At 71.2% G+C, this 26341-nt stretch carries 24 protein-coding genes and 1 pseudogene; 21 read left to right on the forward strand and 4 right to left on the reverse strand.

Annotation, left to right across the window (positions count from 1 at the left end; all coding sequences use genetic code 11):
- The 12 genes from MTO99_RS03570 (at position 1) to MTO99_RS03625 (ending at position 12740) form a co-directional block, all read left to right on the forward strand.
- Positions 1-987, forward strand: a complete 987-nt coding sequence (locus MTO99_RS03570) for a cell division protein FtsQ/DivIB (protein WP_243557016.1) — start codon at positions 1-3, stop codon at positions 985-987.
- A 138-nt stretch (positions 988-1125) separates the two neighbouring features.
- The gene (ftsZ, locus tag MTO99_RS03575; protein ID WP_243557018.1) at positions 1126-2328 is read left to right on the forward strand and encodes a cell division protein FtsZ; all 1203 of its coding nucleotides are present in this window, start codon (positions 1126-1128) and stop codon (positions 2326-2328) included.
- Positions 2325-2996 carry a YggS family pyridoxal phosphate-dependent enzyme gene (locus MTO99_RS03580; RefSeq protein ID WP_243557020.1) on the forward strand — a complete coding sequence of 224 codons (672 nt, stop codon included), beginning with the start codon at positions 2325-2327 and terminating at the stop codon, positions 2994-2996. The genes ftsZ and MTO99_RS03580 overlap by 4 nt, the downstream gene beginning before the upstream one ends.
- Positions 2997-3033: 37 nt before the next feature.
- Entirely contained in the window at positions 3034-3501 is a 468-nt protein-coding gene (locus tag MTO99_RS03585) for a cell division protein SepF (RefSeq protein WP_243557022.1), read from the forward strand.
- Positions 3502-3512: 11 nt separating this feature from the next.
- Positions 3513-3830, forward strand: a complete 318-nt coding sequence (locus MTO99_RS03590) for a YggT family protein (protein WP_243557024.1) — start codon at positions 3513-3515, stop codon at positions 3828-3830.
- A 114-nt stretch (positions 3831-3944) separates the two neighbouring features.
- Complete coding sequence (locus MTO99_RS03595) at positions 3945-4646, forward strand: DivIVA domain-containing protein (RefSeq protein WP_243557025.1); 702 nt, start codon at positions 3945-3947, stop codon at positions 4644-4646.
- Complete coding sequence (gene lspA, locus MTO99_RS03600) at positions 4636-5274, forward strand: signal peptidase II (RefSeq protein ID WP_435520792.1); 639 nt, start codon at positions 4636-4638, stop codon at positions 5272-5274. The genes MTO99_RS03595 and lspA overlap by 11 nt, the downstream gene beginning before the upstream one ends.
- A gap of 1 nt (position 5275) precedes the next feature.
- Positions 5276-6196, forward strand: coding sequence for an RluA family pseudouridine synthase (locus tag MTO99_RS03605; RefSeq protein WP_243557027.1), 921 nt, complete (start codon positions 5276-5278; stop codon positions 6194-6196).
- Between the two features lie 130 nt (positions 6197-6326).
- Complete coding sequence (dnaE, locus tag MTO99_RS03610; protein ID WP_243558938.1) at positions 6327-9800, forward strand: DNA polymerase III subunit alpha; 3474 nt, start codon at positions 6327-6329, stop codon at positions 9798-9800.
- Between the two features lie 32 nt (positions 9801-9832).
- Positions 9833-11149, forward strand: a complete 1317-nt coding sequence (gene hisD / locus MTO99_RS03615) for a histidinol dehydrogenase (protein WP_243557029.1) — start codon at positions 9833-9835, stop codon at positions 11147-11149.
- A 23-nt stretch (positions 11150-11172) separates the two neighbouring features.
- Positions 11173-11646, forward strand: a complete 474-nt coding sequence (nrdR, locus tag MTO99_RS03620) for a transcriptional regulator NrdR (protein ID WP_149159202.1) — start codon at positions 11173-11175, stop codon at positions 11644-11646.
- 26 nt (positions 11647-11672) lie between these two features.
- Entirely contained in the window at positions 11673-12740 is a 1068-nt protein-coding gene (locus tag MTO99_RS03625) for a quinone-dependent dihydroorotate dehydrogenase (RefSeq protein WP_243557032.1), read from the forward strand.
- Between the two features lie 307 nt (positions 12741-13047).
- On the opposite strand, the gene MTO99_RS03630 is transcribed toward MTO99_RS03625, so the two are convergent.
- The gene (locus MTO99_RS03630) at positions 13048-14103 is read right to left on the reverse strand and encodes an App1 family protein phosphatidate phosphatase (protein ID WP_243557034.1); all 1056 of its coding nucleotides are present in this window, start codon (positions 14101-14103) and stop codon (positions 13048-13050) included.
- A 157-nt stretch (positions 14104-14260) separates the two neighbouring features.
- Between MTO99_RS03630 and MTO99_RS03635 the strand changes: the two genes are divergently transcribed.
- The 5 genes from MTO99_RS03635 (at position 14261) to MTO99_RS03655 (ending at position 18207) form a co-directional block, all read left to right on the forward strand.
- The gene (locus MTO99_RS03635; protein ID WP_243557036.1) at positions 14261-14920 is read left to right on the forward strand and encodes a TetR/AcrR family transcriptional regulator; all 660 of its coding nucleotides are present in this window, start codon (positions 14261-14263) and stop codon (positions 14918-14920) included.
- Positions 14921-15045: 125 nt separating this feature from the next.
- The gene (locus tag MTO99_RS03640; RefSeq protein ID WP_243557038.1) at positions 15046-15858 is read left to right on the forward strand and encodes an ABC transporter ATP-binding protein; all 813 of its coding nucleotides are present in this window, start codon (positions 15046-15048) and stop codon (positions 15856-15858) included.
- Positions 15855-16538 (forward strand): ABC transporter permease, encoded by a 684-nt coding sequence (locus tag MTO99_RS03645; protein WP_243557039.1) that lies wholly within the window; start codon positions 15855-15857, stop codon positions 16536-16538. Before MTO99_RS03640 ends, MTO99_RS03645 begins: the two co-directional genes overlap by 4 nt.
- On the forward strand, positions 16535-17254 hold the full coding sequence (locus MTO99_RS03650) for an ABC transporter permease (RefSeq protein WP_243557041.1): 720 nt from the start codon (positions 16535-16537) through the stop codon (positions 17252-17254). Before MTO99_RS03645 ends, MTO99_RS03650 begins: the two co-directional genes overlap by 4 nt.
- A 23-nt stretch (positions 17255-17277) precedes the next feature.
- Entirely contained in the window at positions 17278-18207 is a 930-nt protein-coding gene (locus tag MTO99_RS03655) for an ABC transporter substrate-binding protein (protein ID WP_243557042.1), read from the forward strand.
- Positions 18208-18353: 146 nt separating this feature from the next.
- Here the strand turns inward: MTO99_RS03655 and MTO99_RS03660 are convergent.
- From MTO99_RS03660 to MTO99_RS03670, 3 genes and pseudogenes are all read right to left on the reverse strand, one after another.
- Positions 18354-19007: pseudogene (locus MTO99_RS03660) on the reverse strand (DedA family protein); the annotation flags it as partial.
- Between the two features lie 10 nt (positions 19008-19017).
- Positions 19018-19890, reverse strand: a complete 873-nt coding sequence (locus tag MTO99_RS03665; protein WP_243557043.1) for a M56 family metallopeptidase — start codon at positions 19888-19890, stop codon at positions 19018-19020.
- Between the two features lies 1 nt (position 19891).
- Entirely contained in the window at positions 19892-20266 is a 375-nt protein-coding gene (locus tag MTO99_RS03670) for a BlaI/MecI/CopY family transcriptional regulator (RefSeq protein ID WP_243557044.1), read from the reverse strand.
- 114 nt (positions 20267-20380) lie between these two features.
- Here MTO99_RS03670 and MTO99_RS03675 point away from each other — a divergent pair, with 114 nt between their 5' ends.
- From MTO99_RS03675 to cydC, 4 genes are read left to right on the forward strand one after another with little or no spacing between them, the layout of a single operon-like run.
- Positions 20381-21793 (forward strand): cytochrome ubiquinol oxidase subunit I, encoded by a 1413-nt coding sequence (locus tag MTO99_RS03675; protein WP_243557045.1) that lies wholly within the window; start codon positions 20381-20383, stop codon positions 21791-21793.
- 12 nt (positions 21794-21805) lie between these two features.
- Positions 21806-22813, forward strand: a complete 1008-nt coding sequence (cydB, locus tag MTO99_RS03680) for a cytochrome d ubiquinol oxidase subunit II (protein ID WP_243557046.1) — start codon at positions 21806-21808, stop codon at positions 22811-22813.
- A gap of 12 nt (positions 22814-22825) precedes the next feature.
- Positions 22826-24574, forward strand: a complete 1749-nt coding sequence (gene cydD / locus MTO99_RS03685) for a thiol reductant ABC exporter subunit CydD (protein ID WP_243557047.1) — start codon at positions 22826-22828, stop codon at positions 24572-24574.
- Positions 24567-26339 (forward strand): thiol reductant ABC exporter subunit CydC, encoded by a 1773-nt coding sequence (gene cydC / locus MTO99_RS03690; protein WP_243557048.1) that lies wholly within the window; start codon positions 24567-24569, stop codon positions 26337-26339. The genes cydD and cydC overlap by 8 nt, the downstream gene beginning before the upstream one ends.
- Positions 26340-26341 lie beyond the last annotated feature (2 nt).

Raw genomic sequence — 26341 nt, forward strand, 5'->3', positions numbered from 1 at the left:
GTGAAGCGGCCGCAGGGATTCGATCGCCCTCCGGTGCGTCGCGCGCCGTCGACGTCGGATGCTCCGGCGCGGCGCGGCGAGCCCGCGGCCCGTGCGGCGGCGGACGGGGCATCCGACCGGGCACGACCGGGCACCGACCGCGATCGCGTGACGACCGAGCCGATCGTGCTGCCCGTCCCGCCCGAGCGCGGCCCGGCCGACGCCGAGGCGGCACCCGACCTTCCCGCCGACGGGCGCGCCGCGCGGAGGGCGGTGGCGAAGGCCGCGCGCGAGCGTCGCCGCTACGAGAAGCAGGAGATCCGCCGATTCACCCAGCGGACACGACGGCGGCGCATCGCCTGGCTGGTCGCCGTCGGGTCGGTGCTGCTCGTGGTCGGGGGAGCGGTGGCGGCCGCGTACTCGCCGATCATGGCGCTGCGGGAGGTCCGCGTCGAGGGGCTCGTGCGCACCTCGGAGGCCGACGTCGTCGCCGCGTTCGACGATCAGATCGGCACGCCGCTCGCGCTCATCGGCTCGGACGACGTGCAGGCGGCGCTGCGCGGGTTCCCGCTCATCGAGACGTATGCGGCCGAGACGGTGCCGCCGGGCACGCTCGTGCTGCGCGTCGTCGAGCGCACGCCCGTGGGCGTGGTGCAGACCTCGAACGACCTGGCGCTCGTGGACGGCGCCGGCGTCGTGATCGACCATCTCGCCGAGCGGCCCGAGGGGCAGCCGCTCATCGAGGCCGGGGCGGTGACCTCCGAGGGGTTCCGTGCGGCCGCGGCGGTGATCCGCAGCCTGCCGCCGCAGGTGCGGCCGCAGGTCGTGCGCGCGACGGCCGAGACCGTCGACGACGTGAGGCTGGAGCTCGCGAGCGGTGTGAGTGTGGTGTGGGGCAGTGCCGAGCAGTCGACGACCAAGGCCGATGTGCTCGCGGCGCTCATGGTGTCGTCGCCCGACGCGAGCCGATACGACGTGTCGGCGCCGATGAACCCGGTTGTCGGATGACGCGTTCGCGACACGCGGGCGCGCCTTGCGACGGGTTCGGGGTCGGCGACCTACCTTCGACTCAGGAATTGCATACTCGGCAAAACTTTAACTTTGCACTAGAGGTTGAAGGTTGAGAGTTCGCACGGAGGGTCGGACATGTCGATGAACCAGAACTACCTCGCCGTCATCAAGGTGGTGGGCATCGGAGGCGGCGGCGTCAACGCCGTCAACCGCATGATCGAGCTCGGGCTGCGCGGTGTCGAGTTCATCGCGATCAACACCGACGCGCAGGCGCTGCTGATGAGCGACGCCGACGTCAAGCTCGATGTCGGCCGCGATCTCACCCGGGGCCTCGGCGCCGGCGCGGATCCCGAAGTGGGCCGGCGCGCCGCCGAAGACCACGCGGAGGAGATCGAGGAGGCGCTCGCGGGCGCCGACATGGTCTTCGTGACCGCGGGCGAGGGCGGCGGCACCGGGACAGGCGGCGCCCCGGTCGTCGCGCGCATCGCGAAGTCGATCGGCGCACTCACCATCGGTGTGGTCACCAAGCCCTTCAGCTTCGAGGGCAAGCGCCGGCAGACCCAGGCCGAGCAGGGCGTCGCCCGCCTGAAAGAAGAGGTCGACACCCTCATCGTCGTGCCGAACGACCGGCTCCTCGAGATCAGCGACCGCGGGATCTCGATGCTCGAGGCCTTCGCGACCGCCGATCAGGTGCTGCTGGCCGGTGTGCAGGGCATCACCGACCTGATCACCACGCCCGGCCTCATCAACCTCGACTTCGCCGACGTGAAGAGCGTCATGCAGGGCGCGGGTTCCGCGCTCATGGGCATCGGGTCCTCGCGCGGCGCCGACCGCGCGATCAAGGCCGCCGAGCTCGCCGTGGCGAGCCCGCTGCTCGAGGCGTCGATCGACGGCGCGCACGGCGTGCTGCTGTCGATCCAGGGCGGCTCGAACCTCGGCATCTTCGAGATCAACGACGCGGCCCGGCTCGTCCAGGAAGCCGTGCACCCCGAGGCGAACATCATCTTCGGCGCGGTCATCGACGACACCCTCGGCGACGAGGTGCGCGTCACGGTGATCGCGGCCGGCTTCGACGGCGGCGAACCGCAGCAGAAGGACGCCTCGGTCGAAGCTCGCCGGCCGAGCCTCATCCCCGCCGCGGTGAGCGTCGGGGTCGGGGCATCCGGCTCGTCGTCCGCGACCGACGCGCCCGAGCCGATCGGCGAGATCGACATCGAGGAGCTCGTCGAGTCGGCCAACTGGGGCGATCTCGACACGAAGTCGGCCGACCGCATCGTCACCGACCCCGCGTTCGACGACGACGGCGACGACCTCGACATCCCCGACTTCCTGAAGTGAGCCTGGCGTCCCGTCTCGAACTGGTGCGGGCCGAGATCGCCGATGCCGCGGTGGAGGCCGGGCGCTCGCCCGACGGCGTGACGCTGATCGTGGTGACGAAGTTCCATCCCGCGTCGCTCGTCGCCGACCTCGTCGCGCTCGGGGTGCGCGACGTCGGCGAGAACCGCCACCAGGAGGCGCAGCAGAAAGCCGCCGAGCTGGCGGGGCTCGACCTGCGCTGGCACTTCGTCGGGCAGCTGCAGAGCAAGAAGGCCAGACAGGTGCGCCGCTACGCCTCGGCGATCCACTCGGTCGACCGCGCGGCGCTGGTGGACGCACTGCGCAGCGAGGAGGCATCCGTGGACGTGTTCGTGCAGGTGAACCTCACCGACGATCCCGAGCGCGGAGGCGCCCGGCCCGCCGAACTGGGCCCGCTCGTCGAGCGGGTGCTGGATGCCCCGGGGCTCCGGCTGCGCGGGCTCATGGCGGTCGCACCGCTCGACGAACCGGCGCGGCCGGCGTTCGCCCGCGTGCGGGAGCTGTGCGACCGCGTCGTGCTGCCGCTCGCACCCGAGGCATCCGATCTGTCGATCGGGATGAGCCAGGACTTCCGCGAGGCGATCGCCGAAGGTGCGACACACCTGCGGATCGGCACCGCAATCACGGGGAATCGCCCCGTGCGCGGTTAGCCTCGAAGAAGACGGAATCACCGACGGAGGGGCAGCGATGTCGAACCCGCTGAAGAAGACGATGGTCTACCTGGGACTCGCCGACGAGGAACTCGAGCCCGAGCCCCAGAGCGCCCCGCAGCCCGCACCGGTCGTGCAGGCGGCTCCTTCGAGCCCGAAATCCGGAGCGGCCGTCACGCCGCTGCGCAAACCCCACGTCCAGCCGACGATCCAGCAGGCGGAGATGAACGAGATCCTCACCGTGCACCCGAGGCAGTACCGCGACGCGCAGGTGATCGCCGAATCGTTCCGCGAGGGCGTTCCGGTGATCATCAACCTCTCGCAGATGTCCGAGGGCGACGCCCGCCGGCTCATCGACTTCGCGAGCGGCCTCTCGCAGGGCCTCTACGGCAAGATCGAGCGAGTGACGAGCAAGGTGTTCCTGCTCTCGCCGGCGCACGTGGTCGTGTCGGGTGAGACCGGCGACGCCGAGGGCGACGCCGAGTCCTTCTTCACGCACGCGTAGACTCTCCCGTCGTGGGAGCACTCAACGTCGTCTGGAGCATCCTCTCAACGCTGCTGCTCATCTACTTCTTCGTGATGTGGGCGCGGTTCGTCCTCGACCTCGTGCGCACGTTCAATCGGTCCTGGCGACCGAGCGGAGTGGGGCTCGTCGTGGTCGAGACGGTGTACACGGTCACCGATCCGCCGGTGAAGTTCTTCCGCCGGCTCGTGCCGCCGATCCGCTTCGGGCAGGTCGCGATCGACCTCGGCTGGAGCCTCGCGATGCTCCTCGTCATCATCCTGATGACGATCGTCTCGGGGCTGAGCGCGGCGACCGCGCTCAGCGCCTGACGATCTGCTGCGAGCATGTCGACGCGAGGCGCCCGGCACTTCGCCGGGCCCGGCGACCCTGCTACCGTTAGCAGAACGTGATCCGTCCGCAAGACAGATATGAGGGTGCAAGCCATGGCGCTAACTCCGGAAGATGTGGTCAACAAGCGCTTCCAGGCGACGAAGTTCCGCGAGGGCTACGACCAGGACGAGGTTGACGACTTCCTCGACGAGGTCGTCGTCGAGCTCCGGCGTCTGAACCAGGAGAACGACGAGCTCCGCCAGCGCCTGGCCGCCGCCGAGGCCCGTGCCAACGACGCCGTGTCCGCGGCCGCCGTGCAGCCCGCGCCGACGCAGGCGCCCCCGGTGACGTTCGCCGAGCCCGCCTCCCCGCCGCCCACGGTCGCGGTGCCGACGCAGGTGTCGACCCCGCAGTCCGAGCTCGACGAGCAGACGTCGACCACCAACCTGCTGCAGCTGGCCCGCCGCCTGCACGAGGAGCACGTCCGCGAGGGCGTCGAGAAGCGCGACGCGCTGATCGCCGAGGGCCACGCGACCGCTGCCCGCGTCGTCGCCGAGGCCGAGGCCAAGCAGCGTCAGCAGATCGGCATCCTCGACCAGGAGCGCGTGGCGCTCGAGAAGCGGGTCGACGAGCTGCGTCTGTTCGAGCGCGACTACCGGGCCAAGCTCAAGAGCTACATCGAGGGTCAGCTGCGCGAGCTCGACACCGCGGCGCCGGTGCAGGTCTCGGGCAACCAGGGCTTCAGCGCCCCGGTCGGGGGCGTGACCCAGGGCGAGGCCGCCCCGGCACCGACCTTCCAGGGCTTTGGCGGCTGAGCGCGGCGGAAAGGCTTCCGGCGCGCTCGCGCTCGTCGTCCTCTTCGCCGCGGCGGTGGCCGCCTACGCGATCGATCAGCTGACGAAGGCGGCCGTCGTCTCGAACCTCACCGAGGGCGAGATCGTCCCGGTGCTCGGCAACCTGCTGCAGTGGCAGTTCGTGCGCAACCCGGGTGCCGCGTTCTCGATGGCGAGCGGCATGACCTGGATCTTCACGGTCCTCGCCGCGGGCGTGATCACGTTCATCATCTGGTTCGCCCGTCGCATCCGCTCGATCGCGTGGGCCGTGGTCTTCGGCCTCCTGCTCGGCGGGGTGCTCGGCAACCTGACCGACCGGCTCCTGCGCGAACCGAGCTTCGGGCTCGGGCACGTGATCGACTTCATCTCCACGCCGTGGATGCTGCCCGCGATCTACAACGTCGCCGACATCGCGATCGTGTCGAGCATGGTGCTGTTCATGCTGCTCACGATCCTCGGGGTCGGGCTCGACGGGTCGCGCGAGCGGCGCGGCGAGCAGCGGTCGGATGCCGCGACCGCCGACGGGGCGGCCGGGGCATCGGGCGCCGGGGCATCCGGCGACGATCGCGTCGTGTCGTCGATCGACCGCGCCGTCCCCAGCGAATCCTGAGATGGAATCCCGCTCCTTCCCAGTGCCCGACGGACTCGACGGTGCTCGGGTCGACGCCGGGCTCGCCAAGCTCCTCGGCTTCTCGCGCACGCAGGCGGCCGACATCGCCGCCGCGGGCGGCGTGAGCCTCGACGGGGCATCCGTCGACAAATCCGACCGGCTGCGCGCCGGCGCCTGGCTCGAGGTGACCTGGGAGCCGCCGCGCGCGCTCGAAGTCGAGCCGGTCGCCGTGCCCGATCTCGGCATCATCCACGACGACGACGACCTCGTGGTCGTCGACAAACCCGCCGGCGTCGCCGCGCACCCCTCGGTCGGCTGGGAGGGCCCGACCGTGGTCGGCGCGCTCGCGGCCGCCGGGTTCCGCATCTCGACCTCGGGGGCTCCCGAGCGGCAGGGCGTCGTCCACCGACTCGACGCGGGCACCAGCGGGCTGATGGTGGTCGCCAAGTCCGAGCGCGCGTACTCGGCGCTGAAGCGCGCGTTCCACGACCGCGAGGTCGAGAAGATCTACCACACGGTCGTGCAGGGGCATCCCGATCCGCTCGCCGGCACGATCGACGCGCCGGTCGGGCGCCACCCGAAATCCGAGTGGAAGTTCGCGGTCACGGCGTCGGGCAAGCATGCGGTGACGCACTACGAGACGATCGAGGCGTTCCCGTTCGCGTCGCTGCTCGAGATCCACCTCGAGACCGGCCGCACGCACCAGATCCGGGTGCACATGGCCGCCCAGCGGCACCCGTGCGCGGGCGACGCGATGTACGGCGCCGACCCGACGCTGTCTGCCCGCCTGGGGCTCACCCGGCAGTGGCTGCACGCGAAGCAGCTCGCGTTCATGCACCCGGCGACCGGGGAATGGACGACGTTCGTCTCCGAGTACCCGGCCGATCTGGCGCACGCGCTCGAGGTGCTGCGCGGAGACTGAGCGGAACGCCGGTCGGCACCCCTCGGGTGTGGGCGGCCGCCCATAGACTGGATGCTCCCCAGACGAACTCGTGAGGAGCTCCGTGGCCGCCGATTCCTTCGTCCACCTGCACGTGCATTCCGAGTACTCGATGCTCGACGGGGCCGCGCGAGTGGGCGAGCTCATCAAGGCGGCGCAGGGGTACGAGATGCCCGCCGTGGCGATCACCGACCACGGCAACGTGTTCGGCGCGTACGACTTCTGGAAGCAGGCGACCGACGCCGGCATCAAGCCGATCATCGGCACCGAGGCGTACCTCACGCCGGGCACCCACCGCGGCGACAAGACCCGCGTGCGGTGGGGCTCGGGCGGCGGCGACGACGTGTCGGGCGCGGGCGCGTACACGCACATGACCCTGCTCGCCGAGACGACCGAGGGAATGCACAACCTGTTCCGGCTGTCGTCGCTCGCGTCGATCGAGGGCTACTACTTCAAGCCGCGCATGGACCGCGAACTGCTGCAGACCTACGGCAAGGGGCTCATCGCGACCACCGGGTGCCCGTCGGGCGAGGTGCAGACGCGGCTGCGGCTCGGCCAGTACGACGAGGCGGTGAAGGCCGCGGCCGAGTTCCGCGACATCTTCGGGAAGGACAACTACTTCTGCGAGCTGATGGACCACGGGCTCGGCATCGAGACCCGCATCCGCGGCGATCTGCTGCGGCTCGCGAAAGACCTCGGCCTGCCGCTCGTCGCGACGAACGATCTGCACTACACGCACGCGCACGACGCGAAGAGCCACGCGGCGCTGCTGTGCGTGCAGTCGGGGTCGACCCTCGACGACCCGAACCGGTTCAAGTTCGACGCCGACGACTTCTACCTGAAGACCGCGGCCGAGATGCGCCACGTCTGGCGCGACTTTCCCGAGGCGTGCGACAACACGCTCGCGATCGCCGAGCGCTGCGACGTGCAGTTCAACACGAGCGCCAACTACATGCCGCGCTTCCCGGTGCCCGCCGGCGAAGACGAGCAGAGCTGGTTCGTGAAGGAGGTCGAGCACGGCCTGCACGAGCGGTACCCGAACGGCATCCCCGCCGAGGTGCGCACGCAGGCCGACTACGAGGTCGGCGTGATCAGCCAGATGGGGTTCCCGGGCTACTTCCTGGTGGTCGCCGACTTCATCAACTGGTCGAAGCGCAACGGGATCCGGGTCGGCCCGGGCCGAGGTTCGGGTGCGGGGTCGATGGCCGCCTACGCGATGAAGATCACCGACCTCGACCCGCTGCAGCACGGGCTCATCTTCGAGCGGTTCCTGAACCCCGATCGCGTGTCGATGCCCGACTTCGACGTCGACTTCGACGAGCGTCGTCGCGGCGAGGTGATCAAGTACGTCACCGAGAAGTACGGCGAGGAGCGCGTCGCGCAGATCGTGACCTACGGCACGATCAAGGCGAAGCAGGCGCTGAAGGACTCGTCGCGCGTGCTCGGGTTCCCGTTCGGCATGGGCGAGAAGCTCACGAAAGCGATGCCGCCCGCGGTGATGGGCAAAGACATCCCGCTCTCGGGCATCCTCGACAAGGACCATCCGCGCTACAAGGAGGCCGGAGACATCCGCGCCCTCATCGAGACCGACGCCGAGGCGAAGACGGTCTTCGACACCGCCCTCGGCCTCGAGAATCTGAAGCGCCAGTGGGGCGTGCACGCGGCCGGCGTGATCATGTCGAGCGAGCCGCTGATCGACATCATCCCGATCATGAAGCGCGAGCAGGACGGCCAGATCGTCACGCAGTTCGACTACCCCGCGTGCGAGTCGCTCGGCCTCATCAAGATGGACTTCCTGGGGTTGCGCAACCTCACGATCATCGACGACGCGCTCGACAACATCGAGGCGAACCGCGGGTTCCGCCCGGTGCTCGAAGAGCTCGCGCTCGACGATCAGGACGCCTACGACCTGCTCTCGCGCGGCGACACGCTCGGGGTGTTCCAGCTCGACGGCGGGCCGATGCGGTCGCTGCTGCGCCTCATGAAGCCCGACAACTTCGAGGACATCTCGGCCGTCATCGCGCTGTACCGTCCGGGCCCGATGGGCGCGAACTCGCACACGAACTACGCGCTGCGCAAGAACGGTCAGCAAGAGATCACGCCGATCCATCCCGAGCTCGCCGAACCGCTGCGCGACATCCTCGACACCACGTACGGCCTCATCATCTACCAGGAGCAGGTGATGGCGATCGCGCAGAAGGTGGCCGGGTTCTCGCTCGGTCAGGCCGACATCCTGCGCCGCGCGATGGGCAAGAAGAAGAAGTCCGAGCTCGACAAGCAGTACGCGGGCTTCAAGTCGGGCATGAACGAGAACGGCTACTCGGATGCCGCGGTGAAGACCCTGTGGGACATCCTGCTGCCGTTCTCCGACTACGCGTTCAACAAGGCGCACTCGGCCGCCTACGGCGTGCTCAGCTACTGGACGGCGTACCTGAAGGCGCACTACCCGGCCGAGTACATGGCGGCGCTGCTCACGAGTGTGGGCGACGCCCGCGACAAGCTCGCGCTGTATCTCAACGAGTGCCGCCGCATGGGCATCAAGGTGCTGCCGCCCGACGTGAACGAGTCGATCGGGTTCTTCGCCGCCGTCGGCGAGGACATCCGGTTCGGCCTCGGCGCGGTGCGCAACGTCGGCTTCAACGTCGTCGACGCGATCCGCGGCGCACGCGACGCGAAGGGGCGGTTCGAGTCGTTCCACGACTTCCTGAAGAAGGTGCCGATCCCCGTCGCGAACAAGCGCACCATCGAGTCGCTCGTGAAGGCCGGCGCGTTCGACTCGCTCGGGCACACCCGGCGCTCGCTCGTCGAGATCCACGAGGGCGCGGTCGAGCAGGCGGTGAAGGACAAGCGGGCCGAAGAGAACGGCGACATCGGGTTCGACTTCGACAGCCTCTTCGAGGAGCACGAGAAGGATGCCGCGCCGTCGCTCGTGCCCGATCGACCCGAGTGGGCCAAGAAGGACAAGCTCGCGTTCGAGCGCGAGATGCTCGGCCTCTACGTCTCCGACCACCCGCTCGCGGGCCTCGAGGTGCCGCTGGCCAAGCACGCGTCGATCTCGATCACCGACCTCACCGGGTCCGACTCCACGCAGGACGGCGAGACGGTGACGGTCGCCGGGCTCGTCACGAGCGTGCAGCACCGGGTCGCACGTCAGAGCGGCAACCAGTACGGCATGATCCAGGTCGAGGACTTCTCGGGCGAGATCACCGTGATGTTCATGGGCAAGGCGTACCAGGAGTTCGCGCCGACCCTGAAGAGCGACTCGATCGTGGTGGTGCGCGGCCGCGTCTCGCTGCGCGACGACGGCATGAACCTGCACGCGTTCAGCGTGTTCACCCCCGACCTCGGGTCGGCCGACGACGAGAACGGGCCGGTGGTCATCTCGATCCCCGACGTGCGGGCGACCACCGACACGATCACCGCGCTCGGCGATGTGCTCACCCGCCATCGCGGCGAGACCGAGGTGCGGCTGCGGCTCACCAAGGGCGGCTCGGCGCGGGTGTTCGAGCTGCCGTACCCGGTGTCGGTCAGCGCCGACTTCTTCGGCGAGCTGAAGAGCCTGCTCGGGCCGAACTGCCTGGTCTGAGCGGGCCCGCCCCGGTCGATACGCTGGAAGGCATGCTGCGCATCATCGATCTGCGGGGAACCCGTCCGTCCGAGTCCGAACTGCTCGCGGCGGTGCCGCGGGCGTCCACGGACGTGTCGGCCGCCCTGCACGTGGCGCAGGAGCTCATCGACGACGTGCGCGAGCGCGGGTCGGCGGCGCTCGTCGACCAGTCCGAGCGGTTCGACCGGGTGCGACCGGCGTCGGTGCGGGTGCCCGCCGACGAGCTCGCGGCCGCCGCCGAGGCGCTCGACCCCGACCTGCGGGCGGCCATCGAGGCGACGATCGCGCGCGTCCGCGCCGCGAGCGCCGCGCAGGTGCCGCCGCCGGTGACGACCGAGCTCGCGCCGGGCGCGGTGATCGAGCAGCGCTGGCAGCCGGTGGCGCGGGTCGGGCTGTACGTGCCCGGCGGCAAGACAGTGTACCCGTCCAGCGTGATCATGAACGTCGTGCCCGCCCAGGCGGCCGGGGTGCGCTCGATCGCGCTCGCCTCGCCCGCACAGGCCGACCACGGCGGCCGGGTGCACCCGACCATCGCGGCGATCGCCGCGCTGCTGGGCGTCGACGAGGTGTACGCGATGGGCGGCGCCGGCGCGATCGGCGCCTTCGCCTACGGGGTGCCCGACCTGGGCCTCGAACCGGTGCAGCGCGTCACCGGCCCCGGCAACGTCTACGTCGCGGCCGCCAAGCGCGCCGTCGCGGGCGTCACGGGCATCGACGCCGAGGCCGGGCCGACCGACATCGTCGTGATCGCCGACGCCGCCGCCGACGCGGAGTTCGTCGCCGCCGACCTGCTGAGCCAGGCCGAGCACGACGAGCTCGCGGCATCCGTGCTGGTCACCGACTCGGCCGAGCTCGCGGCCGACGTCGACCGCCGGCTCGAAACCCGCGCGGCCGCGACCCGGCACGCCGAGCGCGCCGCGAGCGCGCTCGGCGGTCCGCAGTCGGCGATCGTGCTCGTCGACGACCTCGCGCAGGCCGCCGACTTCGTGAACGCCTTCGCGCCCGAGCACCTCGAGATCCAGGTCGCCGACCCCGACGCGGTGCTCGCCCGCATCGAGAACGCCGGCGCGATCTTCATCGGCCCGTACTCGCCCGTCAGTCTCGGCGACTACGCCGCGGGTTCGAACCACGTGCTGCCGACCGGCGGCACCGCACGCTACGCGTCGGGGCTCTCGGCGTCGACGTACCTCCGGCCGCAGCAGGTGGTGCGGTACGACGAGTCGGCGCTGCGCGAGGTCGCGCCGGTCGTGGCGGCGCTCTCGGCCGAAGAGGACTTCCCGGCGCACGGCGACGCGGTGACCGCCCGGTTCCCGGCCGCGGCCCGATGACCCGCGGCTAGGCTGGAGACGCCATGTACTGCCCCTTCTGCCGCCACCCCGATTCGCGGGTGATCGACTCGCGCACCAGCGACGACGGCCTCTCGATCCGCCGCCGGCGCCAGTGCCCCGAGTGCGGCCGCCGGTTCTCGACGACCGAGACCGCGAGCCTGTCCGTCATCAAGCGCTCGGGGGTGGTGGAGCCGTTCAGCCGCGAGAAGGTGGTGCTCGGCGTGCGCAAGGCGTGCCAGGGCCGCCCCGTCACCGACAGCGACCTCGCGGTGCTCGCGCAGAAGGTCGAGGAGACGATCCGCTCGACGGGCGCCTCGCAGATCGACGCGAACGACATCGGTCTCGCGGTGCTGCCGCCGTTGCGCGAGCTCGACGAGGTCGCCTACCTGCGGTTCGCGAGCGTCTACCAGGCGTTCGACTCGCTCGACGACTTCGAGTCGGCGATCGGCCAGCTGCGCGCCGAGCACGGTCGCCTGCCGGCCCGTCCGGTCGAGTGAACGCACTCGGGTAGCCTGAACGCGGCATGTATCGACTCCTCTTCTCGCTGGTCTTCTCCCGTATGGACCCTGAGAACGCGCATCACCTCGCGTTCCGGGTCATCCGGCTGCTCCCGACGCTCGGGTTCGGCCGGCTGGTCGAGCGCTTCACCGCTCCCGACCCGTCGCTCGCTGTGGAGGCGCTCGGGCTGCGCTTCCCGTCGCCGTTCGGCGTGGCGGCCGGGTTCGACAAAGACGGCTTCGCCGTGCGCGGGCTCGGCAACCTCGGCTTCGGACACGTCGAGGTCGGCACGCTGACGGCGATCGCACAGCCCGGCAACGAGCGGCCGCGGCTGTTCCGGCTGATCAAGGATCGCGCGCTGGTCAATCGCATGGGCTTCAACAACGGCGGGGCGGATGCCGCGGCCGGCCGCCTCTCGCGACTGGCGCGCCGCACGCACCGCCCGGTACTGGGTGTGAACATCGGCAAGAGCCGGGTCACCCCGGTCGAGGAGGCCGCGGCCGACTACGAGCGCAGCGCGCGCGTGCTCGCGCCGCACGCCGACTACCTCGCCGTGAATGTCAGCTCGCCGAACACCCCGGGCCTGCGCGGCCTGCAGGAGCTCGACGCGCTCGAGCCGTTGCTGCGCACGGTCCGCGGCGCCGCCGGCGACACGCCGCTGCTCGTGAAGATCGCGCCCGACCTGAGCGACGACGAGGTGCGGCGCATCTGCGCGCTCGTCGTGTTGCTCGGGCTCGACGGCATCATCGCCACGAACACGACGATCTCGCGCGAGGGGCTGCGAACCTCCGCGGCCGAGGTCGAGCGCATCGGCGCCGGCGGGCTGTCGGGGGCGCCGCTCGCCGCCCGCTCGCTCGAGGTGCTGCGGATCGTGCGCGAACAGGTGCCGACCGGGCTCTGCGTGATCTCGGTCGGCGGTGTCGAGACGGCCGCCGACGTGCAGGATCGGCTCGACGCGGGCGCCACGCTCGTGCAGGGGTACTCGGCGTTCATCTACCGGGGGCCGCTGTGGGCGCGGCAGATCAACCGCGACCTGCTGCGGTTCCGGCGGGCGCGGGCGGCGGTGCTGCCGGCTGCCCCGGCCGCGCCCTGAGCCTGTCCCCAGTCGCTCCCTGAGCCTGTCGAAGGGAGCTGCGCTTCGACAGGCTCAGCGGGCTTCGGGCGCTTCGACAGGCTCAGCGGGCTTTGGGCGCTTCGACGGGCTCAGCGGGCTTTGGGCGCTTCGACGGGCTCAGCGAGCTTCGGGCGCTTCGACGGGCTCAGCGGGCTTCGAGCGCTTCGACAGGCTCAGCGAGCTTCGGGCGCTTCGACGGGCTCAGCGAGCTTCGGGCGCTTCGACGGGCTCAGCGAGCTTCGGGCGCTTCGACGGGCTCAGCGAGCTTCGGCGGGGTCGGCGAGTCTCAGGCGATCGGGACGCCGACCTCGGCGAGTCGGTCGGCCAGACGCGAACCGTCGCTCGCCGAGACCCACGGGACATCCGCCTCGTGCTCCTCGGTCTTGGAACGCCCGCCCGCGAGGACCGCCTCGCCCGTGGACAGCCGCCGGATCGCGACCGCGGCGACCCGGTCGGGGTGCTCGGCCGCGAACTTCGCGTAATGCTCCTCGTCGTGCTGGCCGTCGTCGCCGATGAGCAGCCACTTGATGTCGGGGAACTCCTCGGCGAGCCGGCGCAGGTTCTCGTCCTTGTGCTCGCGGCCGCTGCGGAACCAGCGATCGTGGGTCGGGCCCCAGTCGGTGAGCAGCAGCGGGCCGGCCGGGTAGAGGTTGCGCGACAGGAACCTGGTCAGCGTGGGCGCGACGTTCCAGGCGCCGGTCGAGAGGTAGATGACGGGGATGCCGGGGTTCGCCCGCACGATGCGCTCGTACAGCACCGCCATGCCGGGCGTGGGGATGCGGGCGTGCTCGTCGAGGACGAACGTGTTCCACGCCGCGACGAGGGGTCGGGGCAGCGCCGTCACCATCACGGTGTCGTCGACGTCGGAGATGATGCCGAACCGGGTCTCGGGCGCGACGACCGTGATCGGCGCCTCGACCGGCACCGCGCCGTCGGTGTGCAGCGTGGCGGTGTGCCAGCCGGGTTCGAGCCGTACCGGCACCTTCGTGTCGACCACGCCGCCGCGGTCGGCGAGGACCTCGATGCGCGACCCGCCCACCTCGATCGAGACCGGCACGTCGCCGATCGGCACGCTCGTGAAGCTGCGCCAGCCGCGGATGCTCGGCTGCGGGCGACGCGCGGAGCCCTCGATCTGGGCCTTCGGCTTGGACAGCAGCACACGGCAGAACACGCGCACCCACTCGGTCGAGCCGTACCCGGTGTAGGGGATCACGGTCGGCAGATGCCCGCGCCCGCGCGCCCAGCGCTCGCGCACGTCGTGGATCCAGTCTTCGAGGCGCGCGGCACGGTGCCGGGCCATGCGTGGGGGAGCACCGGCCGGGGGCGGAATGTCGACCGGCATCCTGCCAGTCTGTCATGATCATCGGCTGCGGGCCGACTCGCGGGCCGACTCGCGGGCCGACCTGCGGCCCGATCCGCGGGGCGGCTCGCGGACTCGTGCTGGTCTTCGACGCTCGGCGCGCCGGGTAGAGTGGTCCGGCGAAGATGAGGGAGGTTCCGTGCCGCACATCGACCTGATCCTGGGGGCCGATCACGGGCGCCGACGTACCGTGCGCACGGAGCCGACGCAGCGACGCAGCACTCAGCGGCTCGACACGCTGCTCGACGCCGCCGCCGAGATCACCGACGAGCTCGGATTCGAACGGTTGACCACGCAGATGGTCGCCGAGCGCGCCGGAGCCTCGATCGGCACCGTGTACCGGTACTTCCCCGACCGCGTCGCCGTGCTGCACGCGCTGCGCGAACGGTCGGTCGAGCGGTTCCGGCTGCGCATCGCCGAGCGGCTCGCCTCGGTGAGCACCGACGACTGGTGGAGCATCGTCGAGACCGCGCTCGACGCGTGCATCGACCTGCATCGCGAGGAGCCCGGGTTCTCGGTCGTCCACGGCGGCGACCGCGACCTCGCCGACGACGGCGAGCCCGAGATCGCCGCGCGCATGGCCTCGGTGATCGAGGCCGAGTTCGGCGAGGCATCCGACATCGCCGAGCTGCGGTTCCGCCTGGGCGTCGCGCTCGAGATCGGGGGCTCGCTCATCAACCGTGCGTTCACCCGCGACATCGACGGCGACCCGCGCTACCTCGACGAGGCCAAGCGCATCGTGCGCGAGTACCTCGAGCCGCATCTCGCCGGCCGCCTCATCGCCTCGAACGCGGCCTGAGCCGCGCCCCGTCCGGGGCGGGGTCACCGTTCGTCGCACGGCGTCAAGCCGTTTGCCTGCCGTCTCGAATGGTGTTTGGCTGGGTGAGGCGGGGCGCGAATGCCGGCCCGCGGAAACGGGGCGGCATGATCGAGTTCCGCAGCGTCACCAAGCAGTACCCCGACGGCACGGTCGCCGTCGCGGACGTCGACCTCGTCGTGCCCCCGCACCGCACGACCGTGCTCGTCGGCTCGTCGGGCTCGGGCAAGACGACGCTGCTGCGGATGGTCAATCGCATGGTCGATCCGACCGGAGGCGAGGTGCGCATCGACGGCACGGATGTCTCGACCGTCGATCCCGTGAAGCTGCGCCGGTCGATCGGCTACGTGATGCAGAACTCGGGGCTGCTGCCGCACCGCCGGGTGGCCGACAACATCGCGACGGTTCCCGTGCTGCGCGGTGAGCGCCGTCGCGACGCCCGGGCCAAGGCGCTCGAGCTCATGGACACCGTCGGACTCGACCGCTCGCTCGCCGACAAGTACCCGTCGCAGCTCTCGGGCGGGCAGCAGCAGCGCGTGGGCGTCGCGCGCGGCCTCGCGGTCGACCCGAACATCCTGCTCATGGACGAGCCGTTCGGTGCGGTCGACCCGATCGTGCGCACCGAGCTGCAGGACGAACTGCTGCGCCTGCAGCGCGAGCTCGGCAAGACCGTGCTGTTCGTCACGCACGACATCGACGAGGCGTTCCGGCTGGGCGACCAGATCGTGATCCTGCGCGAGCGCGGCGAGATCGTGCAGCGGGGAACGCCGGCCGAGATCATCGCGAGCCCGGCCGACGAGTTCGTCGCGGGGTTCATCGGGGCCGACCGCGCCGAGCGGGCGCTGCGCGTCACGCAGGTCGGCGGTCGGCAGGTGGTCGTCGACGCCGACGGCCGCCCGGCGGGAGTGCTCGCCTCGTGACCTGGCTCTGGTCGAACCTCGACCGGGTCGGCGAGCTGGCGCTCGTGCACCTGGCATTGTCGGTGCCCGCGATCATACTGAGCTTCGTGCTCTCGATCCCGATCGGCTGGGTGGCGTGGCGATTCCGCTGGAGTCGTGCGGTGCTGCTCAGCGTGTGCGGCATCCTGTACGCGATCCCGTCGCTGCCGCTGTTCATCGCGCTGCCCGCCCTCATCGGCACGCAGCTGCGGTCGCCCGTGAACGTGGTCGTGGCGATGACGCTGTACGGCGTCGCGCTCATGGTGCGGTCGGCGGCCGACGGTTTCGCCGACGTGGATCGCGACATCCGCATGTCGGCGACCGCGGTCGGGTACTCGTCGCTCGGGCGGTTCTTCGCGGTCGAACTGCCGCTCGCGGGTCCGGCGCTGCTCGCCGGGCTCCGGGTGGTCATCGTGAGCACGGTCAGCCTCGTGACGGTCAGCGCGGTGCTCGGCATCCCGAGTCTCGGCAGCCTGTTCACCGACGGGTTCCAGCGCAACATCCCGCTCGAGATCGCCACCGGCATCGTCGCGACGGTCGTGCTCGCGTTCGCGCTCGACCTCGTCGCGGTCGTGGCCGGGCGCCTGCTCATGCCGTGGACCAAGGTGGAGCGGCGCGGTCGCCGTCCGTCGCGGCTGGCGAACGTGGAGGCGATCGCGTGAACCTGATCCTCGACGCGTTCGCGTGGCTGTTCGATCCCGAGAACTGGGCGGGCCCCTCGGGTCTCGGCGCGCAACTCGGCTACCACGTCGTGTTCAGCCTCGCCGTCGTCGTGGCGGCCTGCGTGATCGCGCTGCCGATCGGCGCGCTCGTCGGGCACACCGGCCGCGGTCGCGAGGCGGCCGTGCTCACCTCGGGCGGCCTGCGCGCCCTGCCCACCCTCGGCCTGCTGACGCTCATCGGCCTGGCGATCGGCATCGGCCCGGTCGCGCCGTTCATCGCGCTGGTCGTGCTCGCCCTGCCGTCGGTGCTCGCCGGTGCGTACGCGGGCATCGGCGCGGTCGACCGTCGCACGGTCGACGCGGCACGAGCGGTGGGCATGACCGAGCCCCAGATCGTGCTGCGCGTCGAGACGCCGCTCGCCCTGCCCACGATCATCGGCGGCGTGCGGGCCGCCGTGCTGCAGGTGGTCGCCACCGCGACCCTCGCCGCCTACATCGGCGGCGGCGGTCTCGGCTCGACGCTGTTCGTCGCGCTCAAGACCCGCGACTACCCGGCCATGCTCGGGGTCTCGATCCTCATCATCGCGCTGGCGCTCGTGCTCGACGGCGTCTTCGCGATCATCCAACGACTCGTGGTGCCCGAGGGCGTTCGCGTCGGTCGCACCACCACGAACCTCCGCGCACGTCCGGCTCGGGCGCGCGCGGCCATGGGCTGAGCCCAACACCGAAGGGAAGCAACATGTTCACAGCTGGAAGAGGCCGGCACGTCGCCCTGGCGGCGGTCGCGGTCGGGGCGGTAGTAGCCCTGGCAGGGTGTGCCACGAGCGATCCGCTCGACGAGGGTTCCGGCACCGGGGCCGAGGGATCGTCCGAGACGATCGTCATCGGCTCGCAGGCCTACTATTCGAACGAGATCATCGCCGAGATCTACGCGCAGGCGCTCGAGGCGAACGGCTTCACCGTCGACCGGCAGTTCCAGATCGGTCAGCGCGAGGTCTACCTGCCCGAGATCGAGGCCGGCAAGATCGATCTGTTCCCCGAGTACACGGGCAACCTGCTGCAGTTCTACGAGCCCGACACCGAGGCGCGCACGAGCGACGACGTGTTCGCGGCCCTGCAGGATGCGCTGCCCGACGGGTTGCGCGTGCTCGACCAGTCGCCCGCGACCGATCAGGACTCCTACAACGTCACCAAGGCGTTCAGCGACGCGAACGGCGTGACGAGCCTGGAAGACCTCGCCGGCGTCTCGACGCCGTTGACGCTCGGCGGCAACGCCGAGCTCGAGACCCGGCCGTACGGCCCGAAGGGGCTCAAGGAGGTCTACGGCGTCGAGGTGGGCTTCACCGCCATCGAGGATTCGGGCGGTGCGCTCACGGTCAAGGCGCTCGTCGACGACCAGGTGCAGCTCGTGAACATCTACAGCGCCGACCCGAACATCAAGACGAACGACCTCGTCACCCTCGACGACCCGAAGGGCCTGTTCCTCGCGTCGAACGTGGTGCCGCTGGTGAGCGAGAAGATCACCGACGAGATCGCCGACATCATCAACGAGGTGAGTGCGGCCCTCACGGCCGCCGACCTCGTCGCGCTGAACGACCAGAGCGTCAACCAGCAGCGCAACGCCGACGACATCGCGGCCGAGTGGCTCGAATCGAAGGGGCTCGTCTAGGAGCGGGCGCCCGGGTTCCGCTCGGGGGTCCCCGCTTCGGGAGCGTCAGCTTCGGGAGCGTCGGGCTCGGGAGCGTCAGAGGGGTCGGATGCCACGGCGTCCGGCCCCTCGGTCGTCGATGCCGCCGTGGCATCCGCGCTGCCCGTGTCCGGCTCCGTGGCATCCGACTCGAAGTGCCGTGCCTCGATGCGCACGATGACGCGCTTGGCCAGCCAGACGACGACGAGGAAGAGCGCGATGACCGCGACGAAGACGTACCCTGCCCAGTGCAGTTCTCGGCTGAGCTCGCGGTAGCTGTCGGCGGCGAGCCATCCGACCGTGGCGTAGGCGAACGCCCAGATGACGCAGGCCGGCAACGTCCAGGCGATGAACCGACGGTAGCGCATCGCGCTCATGCCGACCACGAGCGGCACGAGCGAGTGCAGCACCGGCAGGAATCGCGACAGGAACACGGCCGGGCCGCCGCGCCGGTCGACGTACCGCTGGGCGCGCGTCCACTGCGTGTCGCCGATGCGCCGGCCGAGGCGGGACCGCACGAGGTGCGGACCGAACCAGCGGCCGATCGCGAAGCCGATGGACTCGCCCGCGAGCGCGCCTGCGATGACCGCGACGACGAGCGCGACGTACTGCACGGGGTTCTCGATCGCGGTCGAGGCGACGAGCACGATGGTGTCGCCGGGCACGATGAGCCCGATCAGGATCGACGTCTCGAGCATCACCCCGACGCCGGCCAGCAGAGTACGCAGCACGGGGTCGACCGCCTGCACGGTCTGCAGGATCCAGTCGAGGACGTCGTTCACGCACCCGAGCCTAGGCGGCGCGGGGGCGGATGTCCCGGGGGTCTGCCTGAGGATCCGCCGGGCGCAGGCGGGCGAGTCGTGACTCGAGCATGACGGCATCGGGGGCGACGCCGCCCGCGTCGGCGTAGGCACCGGGTTCGGCGCCGGCGCCCAATCGTGCCAGGGCCCGCCGCAGCGGTTCGCCGCCGACGTCGCGGATCGCGCCGTCGTCGGCGAGCATCTCGGTGAGCAGGGTCACGCTCCGCTCGGCCCGGTTCGCGATCGGGAACCAGGGCAGGGCGCTGTGCCACGCCCGGAACGCGATCAGCACCAGGTGGTGGAACTGGTCGAGGTGGGCCCGCTCGTGCGCGACGACCGCGGCCAGTTCTCGCTCGTCGAGCGCGGCCACCAGCCCGTCGGTGAGCACCGTCGCGGTGCGGACGCCCGGAACGCAGTACGCCAACGGAACCGGGTAGGGCAGCACGCGGGTGTGCGGCGAGTCGGGCAGCGGGTCGCTGAGCACTGCGATGAGGTGGTGCTGCCGGCGCCGTTCGCGCTCGGCCCGGGCGACGGTGAGTCCGAGGTTCAGGGCGAGATGCACGGCGAGACCGATCGCGAGGGTGAGCGCCGCGAGATGCGCCACGCCGAATCCGGGCGGCAGGTCGCCGTCGAAGAAGTGCGGCAGCAGCGTCTCGGCGGCGCCGACGATCGAGCCGGCCGGGGCCGAACCGAACAGCAGCAGGCTGCCGATCATCGAGAGTCCGCCGGCGAGGGCGATGAGCTGCCACAGCGCGAGTGCGGTCGCGGGCCGTGCGGCGGGCCAGCGCGCCGCCGACAGCATGACGGGCACGGGCCACGCGAGCGCGGCCGCGAGCACGCCGAGTGCCAGCGCCGAGGGGATCACGTCAGCCGTGCACCAGTTCGTCGAGCAGTCGACGCAGCGTCGCCGCCTCCTGGCGTGACGAGGTGGTGATGAAGCGGGCGAGCGCGGCATCGCGATCGCTGGCGCGGTCGAGCACCTCGTGCATGAGTTCGGCGGTGTGGTCTTCGCGGCTGAGCAGCGCGTGGTAGCGGTGCGGGCGGGCGTCGCGCGAGCGGGTGACGAATCCCTTGCGCTCGAGGCGGGCGAGCACCGTGAGCACGGTGGTCGTGGCGGGGGTGCGCCCCTCGCCCGCGTCGAGGACGGTGATGCGGTCGCGGATGTCGTTCGCCGTGAGGGCGGGGTCGGAGGCCCAGAGCTGTTCCATGACCGCTCGCTCGAGTTCGCCGAGATTCGCCATGCCCCAAGGGTACCCTCGTTCCGCTGGATGTTCTACGTGGTGTAGAAATGTGTTCTACGCGAGGTAGAACTCGCGAATCACCCGCAGCCCACGGCGGAATCCGGAGGGAACCACGTGAACGACCTGCTCGACCCACTGCTCCTCGCGAGATGGCAGTTCGGGCTCACCACCGTCTACCACTTCCTGTTCGTGCCGATCACGATCGGCCTCGCATCGACCACCGCGATCTTCCAGACCGCATGGTTCCGAACCGGCAAGGTCGAGTACCTGCAGATCACCCGGTTCCTCGGCAACATCTTCCTCATCAACTTCGCGATGGGCGTCGTCACCGGCATCGTGCAGGAGTTCCAGTTCGGCATGAACTGGTCGGAGTACTCGCGGTTCGTCGGCGACGTCTTCGGCGCGCCGCTCGCGCTCGAAGGGCTGCTCGCATTCTTCTTCGAGGCGACCTTCATCGGCCTCTGGATCTTCGGCTGGGACAAGCTGCCCCGGGGCATCCATCTCGCGACCATCTGGTGCACCGCGATCGGCAGCATCGTCTCGGCGTACTTCATCATCGCCGCGAACGCGTTCATGCAGAACCCCGTCGGCTACGAGATCAACGAGGTGAAGGAGCGCGCCGAACTCGTCGACATCGGCGCGGTGCTCACCAACCCGGTGGCCGTCGCCGCGTTCCCGCACACGATCGCGGCGTCCTTCATGGTGTCGTCGGGCCTCGTGATCAGCGCGGCCGCCTGGCACCTCGCCCGCAACCAGCACCTCGACACCATGCGACCGGCGCTGAAGTTCGGCCTCTGGGGCATGGTCGTCTCGGGCGCGATCACCACGTTCTTCGGCGACCAGCTCAGCCTCGCCATGGTCGCCACCCAGCCGATGAAGATGGCCGCGGCCGAGGCCACGTTCGACACGGTGTGCGGGGCGGACGCCTCGTTCTCGATCTTCACGCTCGGCACCCCCGACGGGTCATCCGAACTGTTCTCGATCCGCATCCCGTACCTGCTCTCGCTGCTGTCGACGCACACGCTCGACGGCTGCGTCGAAGGCATCAACGACCTGCAGGCGGCCTACACCGAGGCGTTCGGCCCCGGCGACTACGCGCCCATCCTCTGGGTCACCTACTGGGCGTTCCGCTGGATGATCGGACTCGGCCTGGCGCACGTGCTCGTCGCCGTCGTCGGCCTCTGGCTCACCCGCAAGGGCCGGATGCCGAAGCAGCGCTGGGTGTGGAAGGTCGCGGTCTGGAGCTTCCCGCTCTCGCTCGCCGCGATGACGGTCGGCTGGATCTTCACCGAGATGGGCCGGCAGCCGTGGATCGTGTTCAGCCTGCTGTGGACCGAGTCGGCCGTCTCACCGAACGTCACCGGCCTCGACGTGCTCATCTCGCTCGTCGCGTTCACGCTCGTCTACGGCGCCCTCGCGGTCGTCGAGTTCGGGCTCATCATCAAGGCGGTGCGCACGGGCCCGCCCGACGTCGGCGACCCCGACCCCGAGACCGGCCGCGTCGAACCCGCGACCACGGTGTACTAGGAGGAGCAGGACATGGATCTCGCAGTGCTCTGGTTCTGGATCGTCGCGTTCCTGTTCGTCGGCTACTTCGTGCTCGACGGGTTCGACTTCGGCGTCGGCATGTCGCTGCCGTTCCTCGGCAGGGATGACACCGACCGCCGCGTGCTCATCAACACCATCGGCCCCGTCTGGGACCTCAACGAGACGTGGGTCATCGTGGCCGGGGCATCCCTGTTCGCCGCCTTCCCCGAGTGGTACGCGACGCTGTTCAGCGGGTTCTACCTGGCGCTGCTGCTCATCCTGCTCGCGCTCATCGCCCGCGGGGTGTCGTTCGAGTACCGCCAGAAGGGAGCGCACCCCGAGTGGAAGCGCTGGTTCGACGGCATGATCGTCGTCGGCAGCGCCGTGCCCGCGCTGCTCTGGGGCGTCGCGTTCGCGAACATCGTGCAGGGCGTGCCGCTCGACGCCGACCACAACTACACCGGCACGCTCATCGACCTGCTGAACCCGTACGCGCTCACCGGCGGCCTCACGACCCTGCTGCTGTTCTTCACGCACGGCGTGGTATTCGTGTCGCTGAAGACCGTCGGCGACCTGCGCGAGCGCGCCCAGCGGCTCGCCACGCGCTCGGGCATCATCGCCATCGTCGTCGCGGCGGCGTTCCTCGCGTGGACCGGGCTCGCGTTCGGCACCTTCTGGTTCTGGGTGTTCGCCGCGGTCGCGGCGGTCGCGCTCATCGCCGGATGGATCGCGAACGCGCGCGGCGCGGAAGGGGTCGCGTTCACCTTCCTCGCGCTCACGGTGGCGACGGCGGTGCTCGCGCTGTTCTCGGCGCTGTTCCCCGACGTCATGCCGGCCTCGAACGACCCCGCGAACAGCCTCACGATCGCCAACGCGTCGAGCAGCGAGTACACCCTGACCGTGATGAGCTGGGTCGCGCTCATCTTCCTGCCGCTGGTGCTCGTCTACCAGGGGTGGACGTACTGGGTGTTCCGCAAGCGCGTGACGCGCGAGGCCGTCGAACAGGCGCCCGCGCACTGAGACGAGGATCGCATGAAACCGCTCGACCCCCGGCTCGTGCGCCGCACCCGAGCCGCCCGCAGCTTTCTCGGCGCCGGAGCGGGGCTGGCCGCCGTGCAGGCCGCCGCGACGATCGCATTCGCATGGGGCCTCGCCGGCACCGTCGTCGCGGTCGTCGACGGACACGCGCTCGACGGAGCATCCGCACCGCTCGTCGTGCTCGCGACGGCCGCCTGCGTGCGCGCCGCAGCGGCGTGGGGCTGGGAGGCGACCGGTTCAGCCGCCGCGATGCGCGTGAAGGCCGAACTGCGCTCCGACCTGCTCACGGCGATCGGTCGCCGACCCGGCGGAATCCCCGGGGCGTCCACCGCTCGGGTCGCGACCCTGTTCGGCCACGGGCTCGACGCACTCGACGAATACTTCGGCGCCTACCTGCCCCAGCTCGTGCTCACCGTCATCGCCGCGCCCATGCTGCTGGCCGCGGCCTGGTTCGCCGACCCGTTGTCGGGGCTCATCCTCACGATCGTGCTGCCGCTCATCCCGGTGTTCATGGCGCTCATCGGCATGGCGACGCAGGCGGTGCAACGCCGGCAGTGGGACGCGCTCGCCGCGTTGTCGCGGGCGTTCCTCGAGGTGCTCGGCGGGCTGTCGACGCTCATGCTGTTCGGGCGCGAGCAGCGGCAGGCGCAGCGCATCCGCGCCGTGACCGACGATTACCGCAGACGCACGATGCGCGTGCTCGGCATCACCTTCCTCTCGGGGTTCACGCTCGAACTCGCGGCGAGCCTGTCGGTCGCCCTCGTCGCGGTGACGGTCGGGCTGCGCCTCGTCTCGGGGGAGGTGGCGCTCGCCCCCGGCCTGTTCGTGCTGGTGCTCGCACCCGAGGTCTTCCTGCCGTTGCGCAACGTCGGGGCCGCGTTCCATGCGTCGGCGGCCGGCGTCGAGGCCTCTCGCGACGCATTCGAGCTGCTCGACGCGGCGGAGGCGAGCGACGCGGCGGAGGCGGTCGGGCTGGTCGCGGCCGATCGGGCCGGTTCGGTCGATCGGGCCGGTTCCGTCGATCGGGCCGGTTCCGTGGATCGGGCCGGCTCCGTGGCGCCCGCCACGGGAACGGCGACGGATGCCGCGGCGCGCGCCCGGCGCATCCTGCCCGCCGATCTCGGCCTGACGATCGCGGACCTCGTCGTGCGCCGCGCCGGCCGGACCGTCGTCGACGGGCTCACCCTGAGCGTCCGGCCGGGGCAGGTCGTCGCCCTCACCGGCGCGTCCGGCGCCGGCAAGTCCTCGGTGATCGCCGCGGTCCTCGGCGCGGTCGACTTCGAGGGCCGGATCGGACTGGACGGCGCGACGAGCGCCGCGGGCATCCGCGACCGGTTGGCATGGGCGGGGCAGACCCCGACGCTGTTCGCCGGCACCGTCGCCGGCAACGTCCGGCTCGGCGACGAAGGGGCCGACCCCTGGCTGCTCGACCGGGCACTGCGGATCGCCGGCGTCGACCTCGACCCCGATCTCGTGCTGGGGCCGGGCGGCGGCGGCCTCTCGGGCGGACAGGCCCAGCGCGTCGCCGTCGCGCGGGCCGTGCACCGCCAGCTCGCTCGGGATGCGCGGCTGCTCGTGCTCGACGAGCCGACCTCGGCGCTCGACGAGGCACGTGAGACGCACCTCGCGACCTCGCTGCGGGAACTCGCCGACGAGGGCCGCGCCGTGCTCGTCGTCACCCACCGCGCCGCGCTGGCGGACGCGGCCGACCGGGTCGTCGAACTGGAGGGCATCCATGTCTGAGGACGCATCCGCAGGCCGCGAGCAGGCGATCGGCGCCGTCCGGGCGGTCCTCCGCCAAGCGGTGCCGCCGGCACGGCGACTGCTGCCGGCGATCCTGCTCGGCGTCCTCTCGGCGGGCTCGAGCGTGGCGCTCATCGCCTGCTCGGCGTGGTTGATCGTGCGCGCCGCGGAGCAGCCGCCCATCCTCTACCTGTCGGTCGCGGTGGTGGGGGTGCGCGCGTTCGCACTCGGACGCGCGGGCTTCCGCTACCTGGAGCGCGTCGCCGGGCACGACGCGTCCTTCCGGCAGCTCGCCGAGATCCGGGCGGGGGTGTACGAGCGGCTGCTGCCGTTCGCCCCCGACGGGCTCGCGGCGACCCGGCGCGGCGATCTGCTCGCCCGCTTCGTCGACGACGTCGACGACCTGCAGACGGTGTCGCTGCGCGTCGTGCAACCGCTCGTCAGCTCGGGCATCGTGCTGGCGCTCGCGATCACCGGGGTGTGGATGCTCGCTCCCGGCTCGGGCGCGGCGCTGCTCGGATGCCTCGCAGCCGGCGTCGGCGCAGCCCTCGCGCTGCAACGCGCCGCCGCGAAGCGCGCCGAACGCGAACTCGCTCCGCTGCGCGGCCGGTTGCAGGCCGCGATCGTGGAGCATGTGCAGACGATCGACGTGCTCGTCGCCTTCGACGCCGCGGCCGAGAGCGCGAGACGGATCGACGAACTCGGGGACCGGCTCGCCCGGACCGCGCGCCGCCGATCGCTCGCTGCCGGGGGAGCGGCCGCCGTGATGACCGCGATCGCCGGCGTCGCCGCGGCCGCGAGCGCCGCGGCGGGTGCGCCCCTGCTCGCCGACGGTCGCCTGACCGGCCCGGCGTTCGCGGTGCTCGCACTGGTGCCGCTCGCGGTGGCCGAGGTCGCGTCCGCGGTGCCCGTGGCGGTCGCCGCCGCGCGCCGAGCCCGGACGAGTGCGGCTCGCGTGGCCGGCGCCGTTCCCGACACGCTGCGGCCCGGCCCGGCGCTCGGGGGCGACGCCGGCGCGAGCGCCGACGCTGCGCCTGCGCCGGTTCCCGCACTGCGACTGCGCGGCGTCGGCGCAGCATGGCCGGCCCTCGACGGCGTCGAGTCCGGTGCGGCGCTGCGCGACATGGACCTCGATCTCGCACCGGGGGAGCGGGTCCTGCTCCGCGGTGCATCGGGGGCGGGCAAGACGACGCTCGCGCACGTGCTCGTCCGGTTCCTCGCCTACTCGGGGTCGTACCGCATCGACGGGGTCGAGGCATCCGAACTCGACCCCGCCCGAGTGCGCAGACAGGTCGGTCTCGTCGAACAGCGCCCCTGGATCTTCGACGAGGACGTGAGACAGAACCTCCTGTTCGCCCGGGACACCGCGACCGACGCCGAACTGCTCGCGGTGCTCGAACGGGTGGGGCTCGGCGACTGGGTGCGGGAGCGCGGCGGCCTGGACGCCCGAGTCGGCGAGCGCGGCGCGCTCGTGTCGGGCGGGCAGGCGCAGCGGATCGCGCTCGCCCGGGCACTGCTGGCCGACTTCCCGGTGCTGGTGCTCGACGAACCGACCGCGAACGTCGACGCGGCGCGCGGCGCGGCCCTGCTCGAGGACCTGCTGGGCGCCGCCGCCCGCGACGGTCGGTCGGTGCTGCTCATCAGCCACGTCGACGTCGACGCGTCCATCGTCGACCGTTCGGTCGGGATCGACGCCGGACGCACCGTCGCGGCCGACGCGATCCCGGCGGTGGACGAACGGGTGCCGACCGGGCCCGTACGCTGAGG

The sequence above is a fragment of the Agromyces larvae genome, from assembly GCF_022811705.1.
Classification (GTDB): domain Bacteria; phylum Actinomycetota; class Actinomycetes; order Actinomycetales; family Microbacteriaceae; genus Agromyces; species Agromyces larvae.

What these genes read in the sequence shown, in the direction of transcription:
- ftsZ (WP_243557018.1), top strand. Translation starts at nt 1,126, where the DNA reads ATGTCGATGAACCAGAACTACCTCGCCGTCATCAAGGTGGTGGGCATC.
- MTO99_RS03585 (WP_243557022.1), top strand. Translation starts at nt 3,034, where the DNA reads ATGTCGAACCCGCTGAAGAAGACGATGGTCTACCTGGGACTCGCCGAC.
- MTO99_RS03595 (WP_243557025.1), top strand. Translation starts at nt 3,945, where the DNA reads ATGGCGCTAACTCCGGAAGATGTGGTCAACAAGCGCTTCCAGGCGACG.
- MTO99_RS03605 (WP_243557027.1), top strand. Translation starts at nt 5,276, where the DNA reads ATGGAATCCCGCTCCTTCCCAGTGCCCGACGGACTCGACGGTGCTCGG.
- dnaE (WP_243558938.1), top strand. Translation starts at nt 6,327, where the DNA reads ATGCTCGACGGGGCCGCGCGAGTGGGCGAGCTCATCAAGGCGGCGCAG.
- hisD (WP_243557029.1), top strand. Translation starts at nt 9,833, where the DNA reads ATGCTGCGCATCATCGATCTGCGGGGAACCCGTCCGTCCGAGTCCGAA.
- nrdR (WP_149159202.1), top strand. Translation starts at nt 11,173, where the DNA reads ATGTACTGCCCCTTCTGCCGCCACCCCGATTCGCGGGTGATCGACTCG.
- MTO99_RS03625 (WP_243557032.1), top strand. Translation starts at nt 11,673, where the DNA reads ATGTATCGACTCCTCTTCTCGCTGGTCTTCTCCCGTATGGACCCTGAG.
- MTO99_RS03630 (WP_243557034.1), bottom strand. Translation starts at nt 14,103, where the DNA reads ATGCCGGTCGACATTCCGCCCCCGGCCGGTGCTCCCCCACGCATGGCC.
- MTO99_RS03640 (WP_243557038.1), top strand. Translation starts at nt 15,046, where the DNA reads ATGATCGAGTTCCGCAGCGTCACCAAGCAGTACCCCGACGGCACGGTC.
- MTO99_RS03655 (WP_243557042.1), top strand. Translation starts at nt 17,278, where the DNA reads ATGTTCACAGCTGGAAGAGGCCGGCACGTCGCCCTGGCGGCGGTCGCG.
- MTO99_RS03670 (WP_243557044.1), bottom strand. Translation starts at nt 20,266, where the DNA reads ATGGCGAATCTCGGCGAACTCGAGCGAGCGGTCATGGAACAGCTCTGG.
- cydB (WP_243557046.1), top strand. Translation starts at nt 21,806, where the DNA reads ATGGATCTCGCAGTGCTCTGGTTCTGGATCGTCGCGTTCCTGTTCGTC.
- cydD (WP_243557047.1), top strand. Translation starts at nt 22,826, where the DNA reads ATGAAACCGCTCGACCCCCGGCTCGTGCGCCGCACCCGAGCCGCCCGC.
- cydC (WP_243557048.1), top strand. Translation starts at nt 24,567, where the DNA reads ATGTCTGAGGACGCATCCGCAGGCCGCGAGCAGGCGATCGGCGCCGTC.